General features: G+C 42.0%; 17 protein-coding genes. 12 read left to right on the forward strand and 5 right to left on the reverse strand.

The genetic code is table 11. The features are described from left to right. Positions 1 to 78: 78 nt before the first annotated feature. From ACSX1A_RS01030 to ACSX1A_RS01075, 10 genes are all read left to right on the forward strand, one after another. Positions 79 to 1344 carry a glycosyltransferase gene (locus ACSX1A_RS01030; RefSeq protein ID WP_439881744.1) on the forward strand — a complete coding sequence of 422 codons (1266 nt, stop codon included), beginning with the start codon at positions 79 to 81 and terminating at the stop codon, positions 1342 to 1344. An 11-nt stretch (positions 1345 to 1355) separates the two neighbouring features. Further along, a complete protein-coding gene (locus ACSX1A_RS01035) occupies positions 1356 to 2465 on the forward strand; it encodes a glycosyltransferase (RefSeq protein ID WP_439881745.1) in 1110 nt (369 codons plus the stop codon). A gap of 59 nt (positions 2466 to 2524) precedes the next feature. Beyond that, on the forward strand, positions 2525 to 3712 hold the full coding sequence (locus ACSX1A_RS01040; RefSeq protein WP_439881746.1) for a glycosyltransferase: 1188 nt from the start codon (positions 2525 to 2527) through the stop codon (positions 3710 to 3712). Between the two features lie 199 nt (positions 3713 to 3911). Beyond that, on the forward strand, positions 3912 to 4874 hold the full coding sequence (locus ACSX1A_RS01045; protein ID WP_439881747.1) for a GNAT family N-acetyltransferase: 963 nt from the start codon (positions 3912 to 3914) through the stop codon (positions 4872 to 4874). 4 nt (positions 4875 to 4878) lie between these two features. Next, positions 4879 to 6078 carry a hypothetical protein gene (locus ACSX1A_RS01050; protein WP_439881748.1) on the forward strand — a complete coding sequence of 400 codons (1200 nt, stop codon included), beginning with the start codon at positions 4879 to 4881 and terminating at the stop codon, positions 6076 to 6078. Position 6079: 1 nt separating this feature from the next. After that, a complete protein-coding gene (locus ACSX1A_RS01055) occupies positions 6080 to 7066 on the forward strand; it encodes a polysaccharide deacetylase family protein (RefSeq protein ID WP_439881749.1) in 987 nt (328 codons plus the stop codon). Continuing rightward, positions 7066 to 8235 carry a glycosyltransferase family 4 protein gene (locus ACSX1A_RS01060; protein WP_439881750.1) on the forward strand — a complete coding sequence of 390 codons (1170 nt, stop codon included), beginning with the start codon at positions 7066 to 7068 and terminating at the stop codon, positions 8233 to 8235. Before ACSX1A_RS01055 ends, ACSX1A_RS01060 begins: the two co-directional genes overlap by 1 nt. A 147-nt stretch (positions 8236 to 8382) precedes the next feature. Beyond that, positions 8383 to 9039 (forward strand): sugar transferase, encoded by a 657-nt coding sequence (locus ACSX1A_RS01065; RefSeq protein WP_439881751.1) that lies wholly within the window; start codon positions 8383 to 8385, stop codon positions 9037 to 9039. Positions 9040 to 9052: 13 nt separating this feature from the next. Next, positions 9053 to 9661 carry an acetyltransferase gene (locus tag ACSX1A_RS01070; RefSeq protein ID WP_439881752.1) on the forward strand — a complete coding sequence of 203 codons (609 nt, stop codon included), beginning with the start codon at positions 9053 to 9055 and terminating at the stop codon, positions 9659 to 9661. 8 nt (positions 9662 to 9669) lie between these two features. Then, positions 9670 to 10821: a DegT/DnrJ/EryC1/StrS family aminotransferase gene (locus ACSX1A_RS01075; protein WP_439881753.1), complete on the forward strand. Its 1152-nt coding sequence runs from the start codon at positions 9670 to 9672 to the stop codon at positions 10819 to 10821. Between the two features lie 363 nt (positions 10822 to 11184). On the opposite strand, the gene ACSX1A_RS01080 is transcribed toward ACSX1A_RS01075, so the two are convergent. Beyond that, the gene (locus ACSX1A_RS01080) at positions 11185 to 11973 is read right to left on the reverse strand and encodes a DUF6089 family protein (RefSeq protein ID WP_439881754.1); all 789 of its coding nucleotides are present in this window, start codon (positions 11971 to 11973) and stop codon (positions 11185 to 11187) included. Between the two features lie 513 nt (positions 11974 to 12486). On the opposite strand from ACSX1A_RS01080, the gene ACSX1A_RS01085 reads away from it, so the two are divergent. Further along, positions 12487 to 14418 carry a polysaccharide biosynthesis protein gene (locus ACSX1A_RS01085; protein WP_439881755.1) on the forward strand — a complete coding sequence of 644 codons (1932 nt, stop codon included), beginning with the start codon at positions 12487 to 12489 and terminating at the stop codon, positions 14416 to 14418. Positions 14419 to 14530: 112 nt separating this feature from the next. Here ACSX1A_RS01085 and ACSX1A_RS01090 read toward each other — a convergent pair whose 3' ends face one another. The 4 genes from ACSX1A_RS01090 to ACSX1A_RS01105 all read right to left on the reverse strand — a co-directional run bounded on the left by ACSX1A_RS01090 (position 14531) and on the right by ACSX1A_RS01105 (position 18700). Beyond that, the gene (locus tag ACSX1A_RS01090) at positions 14531 to 15439 is read right to left on the reverse strand and encodes a flavin reductase family protein (protein ID WP_439881756.1); all 909 of its coding nucleotides are present in this window, start codon (positions 15437 to 15439) and stop codon (positions 14531 to 14533) included. A gap of 412 nt (positions 15440 to 15851) precedes the next feature. Beyond that, complete coding sequence (gene fahA, locus ACSX1A_RS01095; RefSeq protein ID WP_439881757.1) at positions 15852 to 17123, reverse strand: fumarylacetoacetase; 1272 nt, start codon at positions 17121 to 17123, stop codon at positions 15852 to 15854. Between the two features lie 200 nt (positions 17124 to 17323). Continuing rightward, complete coding sequence (locus ACSX1A_RS01100; RefSeq protein WP_439881758.1) at positions 17324 to 17590, reverse strand: NifU family protein; 267 nt, start codon at positions 17588 to 17590, stop codon at positions 17324 to 17326. Between the two features lie 6 nt (positions 17591 to 17596). Continuing rightward, positions 17597 to 18700 carry an Mrp/NBP35 family ATP-binding protein gene (locus ACSX1A_RS01105; RefSeq protein ID WP_439881759.1) on the reverse strand — a complete coding sequence of 368 codons (1104 nt, stop codon included), beginning with the start codon at positions 18698 to 18700 and terminating at the stop codon, positions 17597 to 17599. A 204-nt stretch (positions 18701 to 18904) separates the two neighbouring features. Between ACSX1A_RS01105 and ACSX1A_RS01110 the strand changes: the two genes are divergently transcribed. Then, positions 18905 to 19435 (forward strand): O-acetyl-ADP-ribose deacetylase, encoded by a 531-nt coding sequence (locus tag ACSX1A_RS01110; RefSeq protein ID WP_439881760.1) that lies wholly within the window; start codon positions 18905 to 18907, stop codon positions 19433 to 19435. The last annotated feature ends 123 nt before the right edge of the window (positions 19436 to 19558 follow it).

Here is a 19558-nt window from a genome sequence, read left to right on the forward strand (position 1 = left end):
GGTGTTTATGTTGGTTCTTAAAAAGTAAAACTTACTAATTAAGAAGTTAAAAGACCAAAGGCAAAATTTGTGTAACTAGTGGAAAATTTAAATCCAAAAAAAAGTAAATCGGGAGTTATTTTTATTATGCCAAGGAGCAGTAGCGCATGGAACGGTGCCGAGGCTCTTTGGATAACTGTAGCTGGGTGGGCTGCGGCTGTAGAGCAGCGGTATGGCAAAGCTTGGATTGCTACAACAGATAAAGTTGCATCTACCCAGGAAGTTTTACATTATCCATTGGTTTCTAAGGGGTCGCAAAATGTACAGTCTATAAAACAAAAGTGGTATTCTAAAATATTCCCTTCTGTATTAAAAACAGCTATTAAAGATTGGTTGCTATACAGTAAACAGCCTGTAAAATGGCCGCTGGATTTTGATGGAGAATGGAATAAACCTGAAATGAAAATTAAGTTTGTGTGGGAACAGCATGATCTTTTTCCCGGTCCGGGTTTTCGAATTGCAAAAAAGCTTAATGTTCCATATGTCATCTATGTACATGCTCCAGTTGTTTGGGAATTAGCAAAGTGGGGTGTGAAAAGACCAATATGGGGTAAATATTTAGAGCAGCATGTTGAAGCAGGATCCCTGAAAAAAGCAGATTTAGTTGCTTGTGTGTCTGAGGAAGTTCGCTCCAAAGTAATTGAAATGGGGGTTGATCCTGAAAGAGCTTTCATTTCGCCTATGGCTGCTGATAGTTTGCTCTTCTCTCCAAAGGAAAAGAACAAAGAGTTAGTTACTAGATACGAGTTAGATGGGAGTTTGGTAATTGGGTGGACCGGTAGCTTTCGCTCCTTTCATGGTTTGGATGTAGTAGTAAAAGCATTTTCAAAACTACAGCAAAAGGTTAAACATGTAAAGCTCCTGTTGGTTGGAGAGGGATCCGAGAAACCTAGAATAGAAGTGCTTGTTGACGAACTGTCACTACAGGACTCTGTAGTTTTTGCTGGTAAACAGGCCTTTACTGACATTCCAGATTATGTTTCTGTTTTTGATGTGGCTTTAGTTAGCGCTAAATCAGCTGAAGGGTTTCACTACTCTCCTCTAAAACTACGGGAGTATTTAGCTGCTGGTAAAGCAACAATAGCTCCTAATGCGGGTGAAATACCTGTTAAGTATCAAGATGAGGAGCATTTGCTATTATATCAAGCAGGTAATGTGGATGACTTATATGATAAGATGTATATGCTTACCAGTGATGAGAATTTCAGACGTAAACTTGAGGTAGCAGCAAGTATCAAAAGCCAGGAATCCGGTACGTGGATTCATGAACTTGATAGAACAATGAGTAAAATTGAAGCACTATAAAAACTGAACTTTTGAAAGTCATTCAACTGGTACAAAAGCCTCAATTCAGAGGTGCAGAAATATTTGCTTCACAACTTTCAAATCACTTACGAAATTTAGGTGTAGATGTACATCTGATTTCTGTATTTAGTGGTACTTCAGAACTCCCCTTCAGCGGTAAAACCAGTCACTTAAAAAGACCTCTAAACAAACGCTTGTGGGATTTTAAGGCCTGGAAAGATTTCGCAGATTTAATAAAGAGCGAAAAGCCGGATTTAATTCAGGCTAATGCTGGAGATACTTTGAAGTTCGCCATATTAAGTAAACTGGTTTATAAATGGGATACCCCTGTTGTATTTAGAAACGCCAACAAAATGGGAGATTTCATAAATACAAGACCAAAGTATTTGCTAAACCGGTTTTTTGTGAATCAAGTGAAGGCTGTCGTTTCGGTGAGTCAGCTTTGTGAAAAGGACTTTATCCATACATTCAGTTTCCCGGCTTCAAGGATCAAGACGATTCCAATTGGTGTGGAAGAGCAGGAAATATCCTCCGAACCACCAGCTGATCTGCAATCAATCTATAAAGAATACAGAGTTCTGGTACATATCGGAAGCCTGGTGCCTGAGAAGAATCATGAGGCATTACTTAATATCTTTGATACTGTAGCCCAGAATGATCCATCTGTATTCTTGATTATTATTGGTGACGGTCGGATGCGGGCAGAATTGGAGAACCAAGTTGCCGGCTTATCCTGTAAGGATCGGGTTTTATTTGCTGGTTATCGTAATGATGTACTGCAGGTATTAAAACATGCTACCGCTTTTCTGATGCCGAGTTTAATTGAAGGATTACCGGGTGTTATATTAGAGGCAATGTATTGTCAGACGCCGGTGGTTGCAAACAATGTAGGAGGGATAAGCGAAGTGGTTAATGATACAACAGGGTGGTTAATTGAGAAGGAAGATATAACTGGTTTCATCAAGGCAGTTAATGAAGTGTTGGTTGGTGGACAGAATGTAGATCAGAAAGTAGCAAATGCTCATCATTTAGTTATCGGTAAATATATGAATTCTCGAATAGCGACAAGGTTCAAGGAAGCCTATGAGCAAGTCATTTCTGGTAAAGATTTTCATAGTTAATAACCCACCCCTTACCCCTCCGAGGAGGGGGAGTCTCAAGAGTAATAAAAAAATAATTCGTGTTAAATCATAAAATTAAGGTCCTGCACCTGATCAAATCCTTAGGGAGAGGTGGCGCTGAAATGCTGTTGCCGGAAACCTTAAAAGTGCATGATCGAGAGCAATTTGATTTCCATTTTGCCTACTTCCTTCCCTGGAAAGACCAGATGGTGCCTGCCATTGAAGCTTTGGGGGCCAGGGCAGTCTGCTTTAAGGCGAATAACAACCTGCAGATGTTTCAGCGAGTAGGGGAAATCAGCCGTTATGTGCAGGAACACCAGGTAGATGTGATCCATAGCCACCTGCCCTGGGCTGGCGTGATTGCCAGGCTGGTAGGAAAGAAGACAGGGATACCCGTCGTCTATACTGAGCATAACAAATGGGAGCGGTACAATAAGATCACGTATTGGCTGAATAAACTCAGCTTTGGTTGGCAGGATGCTGCCGTGGCGGTGTCAGATGACGTGCAGCAGTCTATTCGCAAGAATAGCGTAACCAACTTCAGGGAGCTTGTTTTGCCGGCTGTGAGAGAAGATAAAATCAATGGAAAAGCAAAGATACCCTACCTGCTCAACATTCTCAATGGGGTGAATACGGCACATTTTGTGCGGGATGAGCAGGTGGGTCTACAAATACGGCAGGAACTAGGTATACCGGCTAACGCCCCTGTAATTGGTACCGTGTCTGTATTCCGTTTTCAGAAGCGCCTGGATGTATGGATGGAGATTGCTGCAGAGATTTTGAAAAAAATGCCCGAAGCGCATTTCATTATTGTTGGAGATGGACCGCTTAAAGAAGAACTGCTGGCGAAAAGAAAGACACTGGGCATAGAGGAGCGCTTGCACATGCCAGGCCTCAAAACAGATGTAAAGCCCTACTTCAGCGCCATGGACATCTACATGATGTCCTCCATTTTCGAGGGTCTCCCAATCGCTTTACTGGAAGCCATGAGTTGTGGGTGCGCTGTGATCAGTACGAAGGCTGGCGGTGTAGGGGAAGTAGTAGAAGAAGGTAAAAGTGGCTTACTGTGCGAAGTAGATGAATACAAGAAACTGGCTGAATTGGGCGTAGGTTTGTTGAATGAACCCGAACGGCTTAAGAATTTAGCAGAATGTGCCAGAAACAGGGTTGTGCAGGATTTCAGTATAAATAAGATGGCAAGCCAATTGGAAGCTTTATATTTGTTTTTGAAAGAGGAAAAAGGGTAAGCTGGGTCCAACCACCCCTAACCCCTCCTTAGCTAAGGCGGGGAATCTTTTCTTACTGTAATACTGTACTAGTTTTGAATGTTTGCCTATCGTTTACACTTGTATTAACTTAACTATTATCGAGAAAATAGCTCAGAGTAATTAAAACTCCCCGCCTTAGACAAGGAGGGGTTAGGGGTGGTTGGATTACATAAATACCATGCAGATAAGAAAAGGAACTGAAGAAGATATACCAGCTATTGTTGATTTACTGAAGACATCTTTGGGAGAAGGGTTGATAGAGAAGTCTGAGCATTTATGGAAGTGGAAGCATGTGCAGAATCCGCATGGAGCTTCTCCTGTATTGGTTGCTGAAGATGAAGGTAAGTTGGTAGGGGTGAGGGCTTTTTTACAATGGCAGTGGCAGTATAATGGGAAAATGATCAAAGCTGTTCGTGCGGTAGATACAGCTACTCATCCGGACTTTCAAGGTAAAGGCATCTTTAAAAGACTCACCTTACAAGGGCTTGAAGATGCAAAAGCAGCGGGTACAAGTATTGTGTATAATACTCCTAATCAAAGCAGTATGCCAGGATACTTGAAAATGGGATGGGTTGAGCAAGGCAGGATGCCTCTAAAGCTTAAACTTAACCCATTTGCATACAAAAGTACCGTTAAACATACTATACCTGATCAGGATTGGACTAAACTCCTGAGTTTCCTGCCCCTTGTGGTTAATCCCATATCAAAATCAAAAAGTTTACATACGGTTTTAACTCCAGCCTATATTTCCTGGCGTTACCAGAATAACCCTTTATTTGATTACTACTACCTGTCTGATTATAAATCTTACGTTTTATTTTATAGACTTAAAGCACATTCATTTGGTACAGAGTTACGTGTAGTAGATCTGTTTGTAAATGAGAGTGCCTTTAACAAATTGTCGCGAAAGCAATTGAGGCAGTCATTTAAAGAGGCATCAAGATCCTCGTTTCTTGTGTCAGCTTCCGGCAGGCATTTCAATTTAGCTTCTAACTTTTATCCTGGTATGGGTTTTATCCCGGTTGTGGATAAAGGACCAATTGTTACGCTTCGAAACCTTTTGTTACCAGAGGATGATTTTGAGGCCTTAGTGAAGCAACAGAACTGGGGCTATTCATTAGGCGATATGGAATTATTTTAAACAAATGTTAGGTGCACTCATTTTACTGGTAGTATTATACCTGGTCAACCAGCCTATCCTGAGGCGCTTTAAAAAAGCACATCCTTATTTGTCTGTCAGTTTGATGAATAAGTTGTACTTCTTTCATGTACTGTTCTGGTTGATCTATTATCTCTATGCTACCTTTAATGCATCGGATTCAAAAGCTTATTATGAACGTACTACTGAGGGTGATGATTCATGGTTAGGAATTTACCAGACAGGTACCAAATTCATTGATTTTGTTGCCTACCCCTTTACGCATTCCTTAGGCTTTTCATATGAAGCCTCCATGCTTTTGTTTGCCTGGTTTGGATACCTGGGCTTCTTATACTTTTACCTGTTCTTCAAAGAAAACATCAAAACAAAGTTGAAGCTATGGAATATTGAGATCATCACACTTTTAATATTCCTGCCTAACATGCATTTCTGGACGGCATCTCTGGGTAAAGGCTCACTTATTTTTCTGGGTATTGGGATGTTTACCTATGCCATGCGCATACCTCAGAAAAGGATTTTAACTTTATTAGCAGGAGCCTTGATCGTGTTCAATATCCGGCCACACATGTTTCTTTTTTTAGGCTTTGGAGCTGTATTAGGTTATTTTACTGGAAAAGAAAAGGTACCCATGTATCAGAAGATATTGGTCTATGTAGCTTTTATTGGAGCAATCGCTCTTTTCTATGATCAGATTCTAGCGGTTGCAAACATTAATGAGCAGGAGGTATTCAGTAGCTTTGATGAGTTTGCAACAAATCGTGCTGCGAGTTTAAGTGAGTCCGGTTCGGGAGTAGACATGAACAGCTACCCACTACCTTTAAAACTCTTTACTTTCTGGTACAGACCACTTTTTATCGATGCTCCGGGTGCATTAGGTCTTTACATTTCGCTGGAAAACTTATTCTATCTCTTTCTTACTCTTAAGCTGTGGGACAAGGATTTCTTTAAGTTCCTGAAAACTTCTACTTCACTTGTGAAGATGAGCTTGGTTATCTTTTTAACTTCCTCAGTTGCTCTATCTTTTGTTATGTCTAACCTGGGAATTGCCACCAGGCAGAAGAGTATGGTCATGTACTTCCTCTTCTTTGTGATCATTTCTTTCCTGGATTTTAAAAAGCGTAAGTTACTCTTTAAGCGACAGAAACTAATAGAGCAGCAGCAAGCACTAAGTATGCAGCAACAATAGGATGAAAGACTTACCTGTATTTACCATCTCTCTGGACTTCGAGCTCTATTGGGGTATTTTTGATAAAGTACGACTGCATGAGAGGCAGACTTATTTTCAAAATACACGTCATGTGATTCCGGAAATGCTCGGTGTGTTTGCGAAGCAGGGTGTTCATGTAACCTGGGCTACAGTGGGAATGCTTTTTACTGAAAACTGGGACGAATGGGAGCAGTATATACCGAACAAACAACCTGGATATTCTAATATTAATTTATCTGCTTATAAGCTGAAGGAAAGGTTTTCGGGTATAGTAGCCAATAATCCTTTCTTTTTTGCCCCGGAGTTGATAGGGCAGATTAAAAACACTCCCTACCAGGAGTTAGGAACACATACCTTCAGCCATTACTATTGCCAGGAAGCCGGACAAACGATAGAGCAGTTCAGGAGTGATCTGCAAGCTGCTAAAAAAATAGCGGCAAAACATGGTACTGTTTTACGTTCACTGGTATTCCCCCGGAATCAATATAATGAATCGTATCTGAAAGTTTGTTTTGAAGAAGGTATTAGAACAGTACGATCTAACCCGAAAGACTGGTTTTGGGAGCAGACGGTGGTAGATAAGCTATCAAAAAAAATATTCCGTACCGGCGATGGTTATATGCCATTGGGTAAAAGAACATCATATAAACTATCTTCTTTAGAAATGAAAGATGGTATGCCACTGTCTTTGCCGGCGAGCCGCTTGCTAAGACCAGTGCACGCGGATAACAAATTCTTAAATGAACTGCGGTTAAGTAGAGTGTTAAAGGAAATGTCCGTTGCTGCCAAGAAGGGGGAATGTTATCACCTGTGGTGGCATCCGCACAATTTTGGAGATCATCCAGTTCAAAGTATGGTAGATTTGACTAAAATCCTGACGTATTTTAAGATGCTGGAAAGAAAGTATGGTATGGTTAGTATGAGTATGGGAGAAATTTACGAACACTTGAAGAATAGCGAGGCATAATGGCAGTTCTTTTCCGTATGACAACCGTTCCTATTTCCCTGCAAAAATTAATAACAGGCCAGTTGCCTTTTATGAAACAGAATGGTTTTGAGCCACTTATGATTTCTGCCGAAGGAGAACTGGTAGAACAGGTAGTGGTTGAGCAGGAGTGCGCCCACGTTCCTTTAGCCATGACACGCAAGATCACGCCGCTGGCTGATCTCAAAGCTTTATGGGATTTCTACAAACTTTGTAAAAAGTATCGACCAGACATTATCCATTCGCATACTCCAAAAGCAGGTATTATTGGTATGCTAGGGGGAAAATTGGCCGGTGTCCCGGTTCGGTTACATACTGTGGCCGGTCTGCCCTTAATGGAAGCGACAGGTTCGAAAAGAAGCGTTTTAAATGCAGTTGAAAAGCTAACATATGCCTGTGCAACTAAAGTATACCCCAATTCTACGGTGCTCAAAGAATTTATTCTGGAGAGCAGGTTCTGTAAACCGGATAAAGTGAAAGTGATCGGAAACGGTAGTAGTAACGGTATCAATACGAGTTATTTCAGCATAGATGCAGTCGATCTGGAAGCTGTGCAACAGCTAAAACACGAGCTTGGTATAAATGAAAAGGATTTCCTGTTTATTTTCATTGGCAGGATAGTTAAAGATAAAGGGATACAGGAATTAGTAAGTGCTTTTACTGCTTTGCAAAAGCAGTACGCTTTTATAAAGCTACTTTTGGTGGGGCCCCTGGAGCAGGACCTGGATCCATTAGACCACCATACTTTACAGGAGATTGAGCAGAACCCTGCTATACTATCCGTTGGCTACCAGAACGAGGTGCGTCCTTACCTGGCAATTAGTAATGCTCTGGCCTTTCCCTCTTACCGCGAAGGTTTTCCAAATGTGCCCATGCAAGCAGGTTGCTTCGATCTTCCGAGTATTGTAACAGATATTAATGGCTGTAATGAGATTGTGGTAGATGGCGAGAATGGTTTGATAATTCCTCCTAAGTCTGTGGATGCTTTACAGGAGGCTATGGAACGGTTGCTTGTAGATAAGGAGCTATATGCACATCTGCAATCTAATGCCCGACGGATGATCGTAGAGCGGTATGAGCAGAAGTATTTTTGGAGTTTGTTGTTGGAGGAGTATAAAGAAGCTTTGAGAAGTAAAAGGTTATCTTCATAATGATCAGTGGCTACGATGACCTCACTGCGTTTGGAAAACCTGTGAGCGTCTGGGGATAGCAAGACACTCGGAGGTTTTTCAAACGCTGTGAGGTCAGGTACAATGTACTCGGGTAAATTTGAAATCATCTATAAACTAATTAGTATTTTGTACAGAAACTTTTTCAAACGTTTTATTGATCTGGTATGTGGTATAACAGGTTTCATCATCCTGTTACCAGTTTTTCTGTGCTGCACGGCTCTGCTTGCTATAGCAAACCAGGGGAAGCCCTTTTTCTTCCAACTTCGCCCGGGCTTGCACGGTCGCATCTTCCGGATCATCAAGTTTAAAACGATGAATGACAGGAGGGATGCTAATGGGAATTTGCTTCCTGATGCAGAACGTTTGACTGCTGTTGGTAGTTTTGTGCGGAAAACTTCTCTGGATGAGATACCACAACTTTTAAATGTGATCAAAGGCGATATGAGCCTGATAGGTCCGCGCCCTTTGTTGACAGAGTATTTGCCTTTGTACTCTCCGCACCAGGCAAGGCGGCATGAGGTAAGACCGGGGATAACAGGCTGGGCACAAGTAAATGGACGAAATGCTATTTCTTGGGAGCAGAAGTTCAGTTATGATGTGTGGTATGTGGAGCATCTGAGCTTTAAACTGGACCTGAAGATACTGATGCTAACCTTTGCTAAGGTGTTTAAAAGTGAGGGGATTTCGCAGGAAGGAAACGTGACGATGCCGAAGTTTACTGGGACGAAGGCAAACCACCCCTGCCCCTCCTTAACCAAGGAGGGGAGTTTCAAGCAAGAGTAAATAAGATAAAGACATGATCATTTACGGTGCCAGCGGACACGGAAAAGTAATCGCAGAAATCCTGGAAAGGAACGGAGTCACAGATCTAGTGTTTGTAGATGACAAGCCTGGTGGGGAGACTTTCCTTGGATACCCGCTGCATCATACTTCAATGCTACCGGAATTGGGTGATCAGGAGGTGATCATTGCTGTTGGGAATAACCGTACCCGCAAGAAAATAGCTGATTCTCTTGAGAAAGCTTATAGGATTGCTATGCATCCTTCCGCACAAATTAGTCCGCGTTGCAAACCAGGAGCCGGTACAGTAGTGATGGCGGGAGTAGTAGTAAATGCAGACAGCAGAATAGGAGAGCACGTGATATTGAATACCAATTGCTCAATAGATCATGATTGTGTTCTGGAGGATTATGTGCATATTTCACCAAATGTTGCCCTGGCGGGTAATGTAACAGTAGGAGAGGGCACACAAGTAGGAATTGGTAGCAGTGTAATTCAGGGAATAAAAATTGGCAACTATGCTACGATTGGAGCAGGAGCTGCGATCATTGAAGATGTACCGGACTTTGCAGTAGTTGTAGGAGTGCCTGGCAAGGTAATTAAATATACTAATCCATTAGATTAAGTAAGGCAATGCAAGATAAAATATGGCTATCGTCCCCACACATGGGCGAAAATGAGTTTGCGTATGTAAAAGAGGCTTTTGATACCAATTGGATCGCTCCGCTTGGCCCTCATGTAGATGGTTTCGAATCAGATATAGCAAATTATCTGGGAGGTGGCGTACATGTGGCAGCACTCAGTTCTGGTACAGCGGCCTTGCATTTAGCTTTGATCATACTTGGTGTGCAGGCGGGGGATGAGGTTATCTGTCAATCCATGACGTTCTCGGCTTCTGCCAATCCTATAGCTTATCAGGGAGCTACGCCGGTATTTGTTGATAGCGAAAGCCGTACCTGGAATATGTCTCCTGATTTATTAGAAGAGGCAATTAAAGATCGAATTAGTAAGGGCAGGAAGCCTAAAGCTATCATTGTAGTGCATCTTTATGGTATGCCTGCCGAGATGGATAAGATCATGGCAATAGCAGATAAATATACTATACCCGTGGTAGAAGATGCAGCTGAAGCCCTGGGCTCATCTTACAAAGGCCAGCCTTTAGGTACCTTTGGAGCCATGAGCATTTTATCTTTTAACGGTAATAAGATAATCACAACATCAGGCGGTGGAGCCCTTGTGTCATCAAATGATACTTGGATAAAAGAGGCCCGCTTTCTGGCTACACAAGCACGTGATGCAGCGCCTCACTACCAGCATTCTAAGATTGGCTATAATTACCGTATGAGTAACATCTGTGCCGGTATTGGCCGTGGGCAGATGGAAGTATTACCGAGCCGAGTGGAGAAGCGCAGAGCTAATTATAAATTTTATAAGCAGACATTTGCTGATTATAAGCAGCTTCAGTTTGATGTAGAACCAAACTCAGATTTCTACTCTAACCGTTGGTTGAGCACTATACTTGTAAATAATGAAACAGAAAACGGGATCAGTAGGGAAGACATCAGGCATGCTCTGGAGAAACAAAATATTGAATCTCGGCCGCTGTGGAAGCCAATGCACTTGCAACCTGTATTTGCAAATGCCCCTTTTTATGGTGATGGTACAAGTGAACGCTTATTTGAGAAAGGCCTTTGTCTCCCATCAGGGTCTAATCTAACAAATTCTGATCTGGAGAGGGTTGTTGAAGCAATAGAGGCTTGCCTGAAGGTAAAGCAGGAGGTATAGGTGATCGTAAGTTTGCTTAGTAGATAGTTTAATCTTAGATATAATCAAAGAGGGTAGCCTGTTATATATAGCTTTGAACAAGAAAGTGGTTTCATTGTATAAACACTCTTGTTGATGTCATAGAGCTACCTTTTAACCCACCCCTGCCCCTCCCAAGAGGGGAATTGTGTTTTTGCCATAAAACTAATTCCAAAATTGGGTGGGGATATGGGTTTACATATAGAACGCCTTGTAGGATTACCTTACCAGATTAGACTATAGGCATTACAAAGGAAGAGTAGCAATGGGATACGTCACTTTGAGAATAGCCTAAATAGTTTTCTTACAGAGTTTGAATGAAAAGGAAGATGAAATTTACTTCTCTTACTCATAAACAGGGCAATCGATCTTGCCTTTTCGCCCTTTGCCTTTTTTAAAGCTGCCGCCACCTCTTCTGCCGTTTCTTTCTCCGAAACTGTAAGATAAGCCCGCAGAGAAAGTATAGTAAGAATCATTCTTGCTTGGGTCTCCGGATTCACTAAACCCATCTAAATAATCTGTAGAGGTAAAGCGGTACATGAATTCTGCATTTACAGCTAATTTCTCGGTTAAATAGCGACGTACTCCTAGTCCCGCCATAGCAACAGGTATCCGACTTGGAGGTGTTTCAGCAATGTCCTTTTCCAGGCCTATAGTATAAGGGTGAGTCGGGCCATATTCATTCTGAGAGTAATCTCTCCGTATGTCCAGAAACGAATAGCCAATTCCGCCCATCACATATGGGAAAATGTTTGGGGGAATATCTATTGCTCCCCTGCCTAACACATCCCACACCAGCAAACCTGAAACTTCAGTAATAGGTGTATCAAAGTTGAAGCCCCTTGTATATATTGGATTTGGGTATCTTTTGTCATCCCCTTTCAACTTACCTCTTGCTATATTAGCACGCAAAGACAAAGACTCGTTAAACCTAAGGGCACCAAAGACACCAAAACCATAAGCAGCTGTTTTGCGGGAACCAAACTTATAGGTTGTTAGGTCGCCATGATATATAAAAGTACTTACCTGTGCTCCAACCTCATACCGAGGTGTTGGTGACTGAGCAACAGCTATCTGGCTCATTCCCAATATCAATGCAAATAAGTGTAATTTCTTTTTAATAAATAACTTCATTGTTTTATTAGTCATAAAATCAAGGCAAGACATTTTTGAAGTTATGCCACTATAATTGGTTGTACGATTTTGTAACGCAAAAAATCTAATCTCATTATGTAAAAAGTTTTTACAATACTCAAAGCAAGGTGTAATGGTTACCAACGATTAGTAATGTCAGATAATCGACATGTTGCTTCAGTAAATATTAATAGTTATGATAGGTAAAGGAGGATGTGAGATAAATAATGTGCTCTTTAAAATACAATTAACTGGCTTTTCTGTTTTTAGAAATTTATTAAAATAATCAGCAGCTTCTTTTTCGTAAAAGGTAACAGTGTTGGGAGTTCTTGTGCCTTAAGCTATATATTTCTGCATTATATATGTATTTTATATCTTTTCCCTAAAAATTTATCATCTTATTGAGTACTTTTGCATATATGCCGTATAGCTAGATTACTTTAAATCTTGTACGGAATAATTTGCTAAATGGTGTGGCATTAGAACGGCTTCTGTCTTAACCTGACTCTATGTATGAAAGTATTTTTACTGAATAAATCATTGCCAAAGTGGATCATACTTTTGATCGATCAGGTAATAACCAGTTGGTCTTTTGCCTTTGCTTTTTTCTTAATAAAGCAATTCGAATTCACCACAATACTTAGAGGGCATTTCTTTATATACTTAGGTATATATTGTGTTGTTTCTCTTATCTCCTTCTACTATATGCGTTTACATACCGGCCTTATCCGGTATTCAAGCACGCAGGACATCTACCGGATTTTTACTGCTGTTTTAATTTGTAGTCTTGCCTATGGGCTTGTTATGAGTGCGGTAATTGTACCTGTTTATAATATACATTCTGTAAATATTTACCTGGTTCTTCTCGTAAATTTCTTCGTTTCTTCTGGCTTGCTCATCATACTCAGGTTGGGTGCCAAAGGCTTATTTTATTTCATAAAAAGAAGCACGACCGGTAAAAAAGTGACTTTCCTTATTTATGGATCAGACGGTAATGCCATTCTTGTAAAAGATGCTTTGGAAACAAGCGGGATGGGCAAGTTTATTGTAGCAGGATTTATAGATGATAATCCTAATAAGGTAAACAAGCACATTCATCAGAAGAAAGTATACCATGTAGATGAACTTGAAAAGCTGCAGCAGAAGGTAAAGGTTGACAAACTCGTTGTGATGAGTGAGGACCTGAAATCAGAAGCCAGGAAGAGGACGATAGAGTCATGTGTGGAGCTTGGTATAAAAGTTCTGACTGTTCCTCCAACATCACAATGGATGTCGGGCTATCTGCACATGAACCAGATGCAGGATCTTAAAATTGAAGACCTGCTACAGCGGCCTCCAATTGTGATCGAAAATGATAAATTGTCGGCAGACCTGGCAGGCAAGCGAGTTTTGGTAACAGGAGGAGCCGGTTCGATAGGCTCTGAAATAGTAAGGCAGGTATTGAGCTATGGCCCGGAAATGATCATCATTTGTGATCAGGCAGAAACACCTTTACACGACTTGCAATTAGAAATAGAAGAGACTCACCCGGAAGCAAATCTTCAGATCTGCATGGGAGACATTTCTAATTTCAACAGGATGTATACTATATTTAATGAGTATGCTCCCCAGGTTGTATATCACGCTGCGGCGTATAAGCATGTGCCTATGATAGAGAGCAATCCTTCGGAGGCTATAATGACAAATATACTGGGTACTAAAAACCTGGCGGACCTTTCTCTCACTTTTGATGTAGAAAAATTTGTAATGGTTTCTACTGATAAGGCTGTGAATCCTACTAATATTATGGGTGCCTCTAAGCGGATTGCCGAGATCTATATACAATCTCTTAATAGTATCAATCCTGTAAAAAGTGATTATTATGATACTGATGAAAGAGAAATACCACAGACTAAGTTTATAACAACCCGGTTTGGAAATGTGCTGGGCTCCAATGGCTCGGTTATTCCACGCTTTAGATCGCAGATTGAAAAAGGTGGCCCGATTACAGTAACCCACCCGGATATTACCCGCTACTTCATGACCATACCTGAGGCAGTTCAGTTAGTGTTAGAGGCAGGAACAATGGGTAATGGCGGTGAGATCTTCATTTTTGATATGGGGCAGCCTGTACGAATTGTTGACCTGGCCAGAAAAATGATAAAGTTAGCAGGCAGGGTTCCTGAGCAGGATATAAAAATAGTTTTTACAGGCCTGAGACCAGGAGAAAAGTTATTTGAAGAGTTATTGAGTGTGGAGGAAAAGACCATTCCAACGCACCATCACAAGATAAAAATATCTAAAGTTAGAAAGTACACCTACGATAAAGTAGTTCTTGATATTAAAGAGCTTTTGATGCTAAACAAAGAAAGCACTGATGTTGAAGTTGTGAGAAAGATGAAAGGAATGGTGCCTGAATTCAAAAGTAAAAACTCTAAATACGAGGAGCTAGATCTGGCCAATTAATAGTATAAAATAATATCTAAAGTCAAAGGCCCCAGAATAATTATTCTGGGGCCTTTGACTTTAGCCTGAGGAGGTAAAATTTTAGCTTTGAAGGAATTAACATCGAGACAGCTTATATCATCCTTCCCCCAAGTAACAGAACCTTCCAGGCTTCTTCTACTTTGTTATCTTCCAGAAGCTTTTTTCCAAGCAATTCTAGTTCCTGGCTAAGTCTGGCAGGATCATCTTTATACTTGTTTATAATGTAGGCAACTATAGGATCAGCTTTAAAAGCTTGTACTTCCTCCTCTGTTGGTATAGTTTCTGTGTTGCCTAACCGGCCAAGGTTATTGCCGCTCAAAATGTTGCTGTTACGGATGAATGCAGGCAGCTGATCAACGCCTATCCCTTTATTACGAACAGGTTTAGCTAATTCAAAAATGCAATCGCCGTTTGCACGGAGGTAATAATCGCCACCCATACGGGCAACCCCATCTAACTTAAACGGACTAATCTTTCCATTCTCATCCAGGATGCTTTCGTTGATGTGCATAAGTAGCACCTCACAGATCACCAGGTTGCCAGCACCTCCTTCAGGACCTAAACTGATCACCTCGTTTACCTTGCATTCAAAAGCTACAGGAGCTTCGAGAACACGCGGAGGGCCTACCAACACAGAAGCTTCAGGGGTTAGGCCAGCTTTTACAAATTCATTTATGCCTTGGTCATATTCAGTGCTTGCCAAAGACATCTGTTCTACGATGTCATAGTTTGCGATATTTATCACGACCTCTTTTGTAGCGATAACATTCTCCAACGTATGTTTACTGGTATTGTCCCGCACACGACGGGCAGGGGAGAAGACAAGTATAGGTGGCTTTGCGCTGAAGACATTAAAGAAACTGAAAGGGCTCAGGTTCACATTTCCATCTACATCGTTGGTGCTGGCAAAGGCTATTGGCCTGGGCGCTATTGCCCCTAAAAGTAAAGCATGAAACTCTGCCGTTTTGACATCTTGGGGATCTATGGTTTTAAAGGACATGACTTTACTCAAATTATGTTGGTATTAGTTATACGTTAGATTGTATGGTCATCTACGTTGGTGACTACTACAGTTAGTGCTCTGATGCAGTTGAGTTACAAGTTTAACATCAAGTTATGACTCAAGTTTTAAGCTTGAGTCATAATGTCTAATATCTGTAGATATTATTATTGAAGAAAATTCTCTGTGATCCTTTGAAAGTAGTTCGTTGGTAATAGCACTCCTGCTATTCTCATAAGTCTATTCTCATAATTAGCGAAATATATGAGTGTAGTGTTATAACCCACCCCTAACCCCTCCCAAGATGGGAATCTTGCACGTAAGTATAGTTCCCCTCTTGGGAGGGGTAGGGGTGGGTTGCACTATGAGTTATATAGCTAAGCCTATACCCCTCATGTTAAGTGATAAATACCTAAACTGCTGGCAATATCTTACCATTTACTTCACCGAAACCTATACGGATTCCATTCTTTTCGCCATACCCTCTCATAATAACGGTGTCGTTGTCGTTGATGAATTTACGCTCAGTGCCGTCAGATAATTTGATAGGGTTAGCGCCACGCCAGGTTAATTCCAGCATAGAACCATAAGAATCTTTTTCGGAGCCGCTGATAGTACCTGATGCGTACATATCGCCTACCTGCAGATTACAGCCATTGCTGCTCTGGTGCGCCAGTTGCTGATTCATGTTCCAGTACATGTACTTGTAGTTAGACCGGCAGATGCTATTTTCAGTGCCTCCTTCTGGTTGTATCAGTACCTCCAGGTTAATGTCGTAGTTATGGTTGCCATGAAAGATCAAATACGGGAGGGGAGCAGGATCTTGTACAGGACCTTTTACTTTAAATGGCTCTAAGGCATCTAAAGTTACAACCCAAGGAGAAACTGATGAGCCAAAGCTTTTTGCCAGGAAAGGCCCCAAAGGCACATATTCCCATGTTTGCATATCCCTGGCTGACCAGTCGTTGAACAGGACAAGCCCGAAGATATAGTCATTCGCTTCATCAGGGGTGATGCTCTCGCCCAGTTTTGTTTCTTTACCGGTGATAAAAGCAACTTCTAACTCAAAGTCTAAAAGTTTTGTAGGCCCGAATGTCGGCGCGTCAGCATCAGGAGCTTTGGTCTGGCCTTTAGGACGGTGAAGTGCTGTACCTGAAACTACAATGGATGAAGCGCGACCATGATAGCCTATCGGAATATGTTTCCAGTTTGGTAAAAGGGCGTTTTTTTGATCACGGAACATCGTGCCAACATTCGTGGCATGTTCAATGCTGCTATAAAAATCAGTATAGTTTGGCACTTTTACAGGCATTAGCATTTCAGCCTCATCCTGCCGCACCAGGCACTCGCGAATCATTGTGCTGTCGCCACTAATTTCTGTGTTGTCATTGCGTAAGAGGTCTGATACACGGTTTCTTACTGCCCGCCAGACAGGTTTGCCATAGGCGATAAAGTCGTTCAGGTGAGAACGGTGGAACACATTCGGGTCCAGGTCGATAAGTTCGAAAAAATTATACTGCCCAACCACACACAGGTCCAGGATATATTCACCAATTGCCACGCCTACACGTGGATCTCTGGTGTCTGTTTTAAAGACTCCGAAGGGCAAATTTTGTATCGGGAAATCGCTGTTTGGCGCTATTTCTATCCAGGAATGAAGAGAAGGGTCGTTCGCTTTGATCATTTTGCTTGATTAAAGTTATAGAGACAAATATAGCCTTTTTGCTGTGGATGCTAAAGAATTAAGGAAATTAGCCTCGTTTTGTTGCTAACGGAAAAAGAGCAGAAGCTGTTTAGGAGGAGACGTATGTGGCCTGTGTAAAATAAAAAAGCGGGTACGGCTATTTACATAACCATACCCGCTCTTACAGGATGTATATTTTTCTAACCGATCGGAGCTACGTTCACAGCTTCAACGGCTTTGATCTCAGGCACCGCTTTTAGTACTGACTGCTCTACTCCGGCTTTCAATGTCATGGTAGACATCGGGCATGTACCACATGCACCTAGTAGTTCCAGTTTAAGCACCATATCATCTGTCACCTCCAGTACCTTTACATTACCGCCGTCAGCTTCCAGGTAGGGCCTGATCTGATCGAGGGCACTTTCGATACGGAGCATGAAATCTTGATCAATGTTTACGACTGCCATGTATATTTAACTTTTAATTTCTACTGGTTTCGTTTTAGCGATGGTGGCGTTACGTACGGACACCTGCTGCGCCACAGATTGAGCCAACTCTTTGAAAACACCTGCGGCCGGGGAATCGTTCTGCATGATCACAGGAGTTCCGGAATCACCGCTTTCGCGGATGCTTTGCACAATAGGCACCTGGCCCAGAAGTGGCACATCATACTTATCTGCCAGCTCTTTGCCGCCGCCTTCACCAAAGATGTAATATTTGTTCTCCGGCAGCTCAGCAGGAGTGAAGTATGCCATATTTTCAACCACACCCAAAACAGGGACGTTGATCTGTGGCTGACGGAACATCTGCAAGCCTCTCACAGCATCTGCCATGGCAACTTTCTGTGGTGTCGTCACGATCACGGCGCCCGTTACAGGCAATGCCTGAACCATGGTTAGGTGAATGTCAGAAGTGCCCGGAGGTAAGTCCAGAAGGAGGTAATCCAGTTCACCCCACTCAACATCAGAAATGAACTGACGCAGGGCAGAGCTTGCCATCGGGCCACGCCACACTACAGCGCCATCGGCAGGTGTCAGGAAGCCGATAGACATCATTTTGATGCCATACTTCTCTACAGGCACTATGTAATTCTTGCCATGGTCGCCCTGGATCATTCGTGGCTTTTCCTGCTCTACACCAAACATAGTCGGGATAGAAGGACCGGAAATATCCGCATCGATCAGGCCAACCCTGGCCCCGGACTGTGCCAGGCCAATTGCCAGGTTAGTAGTAACCGTAGATTTACCTACGCCCCCTTTACCAGAAGCTACTGCAATGATATTCTTTACGCCTTTAAGTACTTCAGAAGTATCGCCCCGGCCAGAAGTAACACGTGATGTCATGTTTACGGTAACATCGGCCTCTTTATCCACCATTGTATGAATAGCGGTGATACAGGCATTTCGGATCAGGTCTTTAAGGGGGCAGGCTGGCGTGGTAAGGATAACCGTGAAGCTCACGTTTTTGCCTTCCACCTGTACATCTTCAATCATGTTAAGAGTAACCAGGTCTTTCCCTAAGTCTGGTTCCTCTACATAGCTAAGTGCTTTTAATATATCTTCTTTTGTGATAGCCATAATATAAGCTGCTTTTTTATCGCTCTGCAAAGATACGAACAAATTTTGCCAATCGCATGCAATGCCTGTATCTTGAACAGGTAGAAAGGAGATTAGTTTTTACTGCAATTATGCTACAAAAATCAGAGGGGTGCGTAGGTTTCTAAAACACATATATTGCACCTGATTGTGTATCAGTTATCAAACAAATCAAACATATAAACTATGGGAATTGCAAAAATAGATGTTATAAAAGGTGACATTACAAAGCAAGAGGTAGATGCTATTGTGAATGCTGCCAATAGCAGCCTGTTAGGCGGTGGCGGTGTAGATGGCGCTATTCATAGAGCAGGCGGCCCTGCTATTTTAGAAGAGTGCAAGCAAATAAGGGCAAAGCAGGGAGGGTGCCCAACGGGTGAGGCTGTGATAACTACAGGTGGAAAATTACCCGCTAAGTATGTTATCCATACGGTAGGGCCTGTCTGGCACGGAGGCAACCAGAGAGAGCCCGAACTTTTAGCAAACTGTTACAGAAACAGCCTGCAACTGGCAAATGAAAATGATGTGCAAAGTATCGCTTTCCCCAATATCAGTACAGGTGTGTACGGGTACCCAAAAGATAAAGCAGCAAATGTTGCAGTTCAGGCCGTGCAGGATTATTTACAGCAGCACCAGCAGTCCGGTATAAAAAATGTAAGGTTTGTTTGTTTTGATGATGAGAATTATGCGCTTTATAAAAGTATATTGAATGAATAATGAGGTGGATGTACCAAATATATTGTGAACTATATACTTCTCTTCCAATCTAAACTTATTTAGGCATACCCATAATCACTCATTTAAAATTGTTCATAAGTCTTATCTTTGTCATCCGCATAT

Source organism: Pontibacter sp. MBLB2868, assembly GCF_051904785.1.
Lineage (GTDB): Bacteria > Bacteroidota > Bacteroidia > Cytophagales > Hymenobacteraceae > Pontibacter.